Consider the following 5,568-nt stretch of genomic DNA (forward strand, 5'->3'; position numbering starts at 1 on the left):
AGTTCTTTTAAAAAATTTTATTGTGTTATTTTTCTATACATCTCCGGTCTCCGATCCCGGAAAAGTCCCCATTCAAGACGTTTATCAGCCAGATCATCCAGATCATACACACCGGTTAAAATCTCTTCCTGATCTCTGGACGCGCAGGCTTTCAATCCACCTGTTTCATCTGTCATAAAAGAAGAGCCATAGAAAACAAGGGCTGACCTCTGTCCGCCATTTTCAGGAGATGGGGTCACTTCTTCCCGGCCTATCCGATTGGCAGCAATCACTGGCATGAGATTGGCAGCCGCATGTCCCTGCATGCAGCGTCTCCAATGCGGCATACTGTCACATTCAAGAATCGGTTCGGAGCCAATCGCCGTCGGATAAAGCAGTATCTCTGCTCCCATAAGGGCCATACATCTGGCCGTTTCCGGAAACCATTGATCCCAGCATATACCAATCCCTATCTTGCCGTAACGGGTATCAAATACTTTGAAGCCGGTATTCCCCGGTGTAAAATAAAACTTTTCCTGATAATAATGATCATCCGGAATATGTGTCTTACGATACACCCCCGACAATGTGCCGTCCGCATCAATGCAGGCAATGGAATTATATAATGTGTTTATATCCTGTTCATAAAAGCTGATCGGCAATACGACGTTGAGTTCCTTTGCCAGCCGCATGCCCATCTGCACCGCATCGTTTTCTTCCACAGGCTTTGCCAGATGATAAAAATCATATCTGCGCTGCTGGCAAAAATATTCCCGTTCAAAGAGTTCCGGCAGCAAAATGATCTGTGCACCATCTCCCGCTGCCTGCCGTACCATTTTCTCGGCCTTTTCAAGGTTGGTCTGCAGATTCGTACTGCACTGCATCTGAATAGCTGCTATCTTAACATTTCTCATTAATAATTATTCTCCCTGTTCTGCTTTTCCAAATGGAATCTGCTGTGTAATACAATGAATATTGCCTCCGCCTGTCAAAATATCCCTGGCATCAACAGTAATCACTTTCCGTTCCGGGCAAAGTTTTTCCATGATTTCTGCTGCTCTCTGATCACTTTTGATATTTTCTCCGCCAAAAGCCGGCATTACCACTGCACCGTTTGAAAAGTAGAAATTCACATAGGAAGCCGCCAGACGTTCTCCTTCCTCCCTCGTATCTTCACCATCTTCAAAAGCATAACCTTCCAAATCCTCTTTTGTCACACACACCGGCACATCCGGTATCGGAAGCTTATGCACTTTTATCCTTCTTCCTCTGGCATCTGTCTGGGATTCCAGATAGCGAAGACATGCCAGCGAAAGCGGATACTGCGGATCATCTTCCCGATCTGTCCAGGCCAGAACCACTTCTCCCGGTCTGATAAAAGCACAGACATTGTCCACATGTTCATTTGTTTCATCATTATAAATGCCTCTTGGCAGCCAGAGAACCTTTTCAGCCTCCAGAAACTGCTGCAGCTTTTCCTCTATCTCCGCTTTTGAAAGCTGAGGATTTCTTCCCCGGCTCAACAGGCATGACTCAGTCACCATCACTGTTCCTTCACCGTCACTGTGAATAGATCCACCTTCCAGTACAAAAGGAGAGGCATCATAACAGACATAGCCTTCTCTTTTTGCAAATGCTGCCGCAAAAACATCATCTTTCTGCCATGGGGCATACAAGCCGTCTTCCTCACCGCCCCAGGCATTAAATGTCCAGCTGATGCCACGCACTGTGTCATCTTTGACAACAAAAGTAGGCCCTATGTCTCTTGCCCAGGCATCATCGGTTTCCGCCTCAAATACAACCACCGGGAAATGCTTCTTTTCTGAAATTTCCCTCTGAAATTGTCTGTTATATTCATCAGCAAAGGCCTTTGCCCTGGGAAGCGCCGCCTTCCCGCACGCCAGATACACAGCCTCACTTTCAGCAATTGCCTGCATCACAGCGCAAAAAGCCTTTTCTGCCGCTTCAGGATTCTTTTTCCAGGAACCCGGACGCTGCGGCCATATCAGGATACATCCCTTGTGACAGGCATATTCTGCCGGCATATGATAGCCATCTGCTGACGGAATTGTTTTGATATTCTTCATTTTCTTATTCCTAATATACGAACCATATAATATTTTATCTATAAACGCATTTTGAAATCCTGATAGTCGAATTTTCTTACCATTTCTTTGCTTCCATTTTCACGAAGCAAAGCGATGCCCGGAAGAGGCATACCGTTAAAGGTGTTATTCTTGACCATGGAATAAATTGCCATATCTTCAAACACCAGACGGTCGCCAATCTGAACCGGCTTTTCAAAACTGTAATCACCAATCACATCTCCCGCCAGGCAAGTCATAGAAGAAAGCCGATAGGTATACGGTTTCTGATTTGCCTCGTATCCACCGGACAGTGGCGGACGATATGGCATTTCCAGGACATCCGGCATATGACAGGCTGCTGAAACGTCCAAAATCAATATATCCATATCATTATGAACAATATCCATCACCTCTGTCACCATATAACCGGCATTCAATGCCACTGCTTCTCCTGGCTCCAGATAAACTGTCACATGATAGGTATCCCGGATATAGCGAATCAGTTTCACCAGTGTTTCATACTGATAATCTTTCCTTGTAATATGATGACCGCCGCCAAGATTCAGCCACTTTATACAGTAAAGATATTTTCCGAATTTTTCTTCAAATGCCTGAAAGGTTGTCACAAGATCATCCGCATTTTGTTCACACAATGTATGAAAATGCAGTCCTTCAATCCCCTCCGGGAGAACTTCCGGAAACTGTGCTTTTGTGACTCCAAGTCTCGATGCATAACCGCATGGGTCATAAATGTCATGACCTTCCTGTGTCGAGCACTGGGGATTCACACGGATGCCGACACTGACCCCCTTTGCCTGACAGATGTCTTTATATTTTTCATACTGTGCAAAGGAATTAAAAATAATATGATCGCAGATTGTCACCAGTTCCTGCATATCCGCTTCCTTATAAGCCGGTGCAAAAACATGATTTTCTTTTCCCATCTCTTCATATCCCAGTCTGGCTTCGTACAGGCCGCTGGCAGTTGTTCCGCTGATGTACCGCCCGATCATCGGATAAAGGCTGTACATGGAAAATGCTTTCTGTGCCAGCAGAACATGACAGCCTGTATCCTTTTCTAACTGCTGCAGGATTTCAAGATTGTGTCGGATTCTGCCTTCATCCACTACATAACAGGGTGTCGGCAGTCCCTCAAACATCATTCTACTGTCTGTGGATTTTCATCCACAACCCATGGCAAACCATACTGGTTGAGCATATCCATAAACGGATCCGGGTCAAATTCTTCAATATTGAAGACACCATCTTTATCCCATACTTTATCCAGCACCAATGCTGCACCAATCATAGCAGGCACACCTGTTGTATAAGAAATCGCCTGAGAGCCCACTTCTTTGTAACATTCCTGATGATCACATACATTATAGATGTAAATAGTCTTTTCTTTTCCATCCTTCTTTCCTGTGAAAATACAGCCGATATTGGTCTTTCCAACCGTGCGAGCTCCCAAAGAAGCCGGATCCGGAAGCAGTGCTTTCAAAAACTGAATCGGAACAATTTCTCTGCCTTCATACATAATTGGTGATGTAGAAAGCATTCCCACATTCTCCAGACACTTCATATGAGTCAGATAGCTCTGTCCAAAAGTCATAAAGAAACGAATTCTTTTTACACCGGGTACATTTTTGGCCAGTGATTCGATTTCCTCATGATGAAGCAGGTACATATCTTTCTGTCCAACCTGAGGGAAGTCATATTCACGTTTAATCTCCATAGGCTCTGTCTCAACCCAATGACCATTTTCCCAATAGGAACCATTGGCAGATACTTCACGCAGATTAATCTCCGGATTAAAATTCGTTGCAAAAGGATAACCATGATCACCACCATTACAATCCAGAATATCAATAGTTTCAATTTCATCAAAATAATGCTTCAGCGCATAGGCTGTGAAGACGCTTGTAACCCCAGGGTCAAAACCACTGCCCAGAAGTGCTGTAATACCGGCTTCTTTAAATCTATCCTGATAAGCCCACTGCCAGGAATAATCAAAATATGCCGTAAATCCTTCGTCTTTGCATCGTTTTTCATAAATTGCACGCCACTGTGGATCATCCGTATCTTCCGGTTCATAATTGGCTGTGTCAATATAATCCACCTTGCATGCCAGACAAGCATCCATGATTGTCAAATCCTGATACGGCAATGCCACATTCAAAACCGCATCCGGCTGATAATCTTTAATCAGTGCGATCAGTTCATCTACATTGTCTGCATCCACCTGGGCCGTTGTAATCTTCGTCTCTGTCGTTTTCTCCAGCTTTTCCTTCAAATCATCACATCTTGACTTTGTTCTGCTGGCAATACAGATTTCTGAAAATGTTTTGCTGTTCTGACAGCATTTGTGAATAGCCACACCGGCAACACCGCCGCATCCAATAATTAATAATCTTCCCATTTTTAATCTCCTCTGCTTTTCCTTTATTTCATCATATATTCATAATGCATTTGTTATCTGCTCTTTAGAAAGCTCTATTTCTTACGATCTTCCTCTTCCTCCAGCATGTCTTCTACATATCTCGGCAGCATAAACGCTCCTTTGTGCAGATTGGTTGTATAATACCAGGTTTTAATGTGACGTTCCTTCCATCTTTTGGCATCCAGATGTTCCAGTGGATGATATTTCTTGGAAGCAAAACCAAAAAGCCAGTATCCCGAAGAACAAGTCGGAATGTGTGCCTGGTATACCCTGCTGATTGGAAAACTGTGACTGGCCTTTCTGTGCATCACTCTGCAGGATTCCTCATCCTCATCATAAAAAGGACTTCCATGCTGATACACCATGATACCGTCTTCTTTCAGCGCTCTATAACAGTTGCCGTAAAACTCTTTTGTAAAAAGACCGGCATTATGTCCCAGCGGATCAATGGCATCGTTGATAATCAAATCGTATTCATTCTGTTTTAAACGCAGAAACTTCAACCCGTCTTCATAATAAATGCTGACTCTCTTATCCCCCAGGCCGCAGGCATTATCCGGAAAAAATTCTTTGCAGACTTCCACAAAAACCCGATCCGGTTCCACCACATCGATTTTCTCAATTTCTTCATAGTAGCCCAATTCTCTGGCCACACCGCCGTCTCCGCCGCCGATCACCAGAACATTTTTTACATGCGGATGTACCGCCATTGGCACGTGCACAATCATTTCATCATAAATAAACTCATCCTTTTCAGAGAATACAATGCTGCCGTCAGCACTTAAAAACCGGCCGAATTCATCCGAATCAAACACATCGATTCTCTGAAATTCTGTCTGAAGTCCAAATAATTGTTTTTGAACCTTGACGGAAACCTTGACTTTCTCTGTGTGATAATCAGAAAACCACAGTTCCATTGCTCTCCCTCCTTCTATCAATATTTTCCTGTCAATACAAACAGTGATTCCACTGCCGGATCCTGCATGCCCTGCATGGAACAGCCTTTTTCTTTTGCATAAATAATATAATCAATAATCTCCCGGGTAATCATTTCCCCCGGCG

Annotated in this window: 5 protein-coding genes; all 5 read right to left on the reverse strand. The window is 43.9% G+C overall.

The features are described 5' to 3' along the window. Window positions 1–17: 17 nt before the first annotated feature. Entirely contained in the window at window positions 18–893 is an 876-nt protein-coding gene (gene aguB / locus WMO25_RS14240; protein ID WP_349085848.1) for an N-carbamoylputrescine amidase, read from the reverse strand. 6 nt (window positions 894–899) lie between these two features. Beyond that, window positions 900–2,066 (reverse strand): agmatine deiminase, encoded by a 1,167-nt coding sequence (aguA, locus tag WMO25_RS14245; protein WP_349085850.1) that lies wholly within the window; start codon window positions 2,064–2,066, stop codon window positions 900–902. 38 nt (window positions 2,067–2,104) lie between these two features. Continuing rightward, window positions 2,105–3,229, reverse strand: coding sequence for a carboxynorspermidine decarboxylase (gene nspC, locus WMO25_RS14250; RefSeq protein WP_349085851.1), 1,125 nt, complete (start codon window positions 3,227–3,229; stop codon window positions 2,105–2,107). Then, window positions 3,226–4,485 carry a saccharopine dehydrogenase family protein gene (locus WMO25_RS14255; RefSeq protein WP_349085853.1) on the reverse strand — a complete coding sequence of 420 codons (1,260 nt, stop codon included), beginning with the start codon at window positions 4,483–4,485 and terminating at the stop codon, window positions 3,226–3,228. The genes nspC and WMO25_RS14255 overlap by 4 nt, the downstream gene beginning before the upstream one ends. 74 nt (window positions 4,486–4,559) lie before the next feature. Continuing rightward, entirely contained in the window at window positions 4,560–5,423 is an 864-nt protein-coding gene (speE, locus tag WMO25_RS14260) for a polyamine aminopropyltransferase (RefSeq protein WP_215691114.1), read from the reverse strand. Window positions 5,424–5,568 lie beyond the last annotated feature (145 nt).

This window comes from Coprococcus intestinihominis (assembly GCF_040096555.1).
Taxonomy (GTDB): domain Bacteria; phylum Bacillota; class Clostridia; order Lachnospirales; family Lachnospiraceae; genus Coprococcus_A; species Coprococcus_A intestinihominis.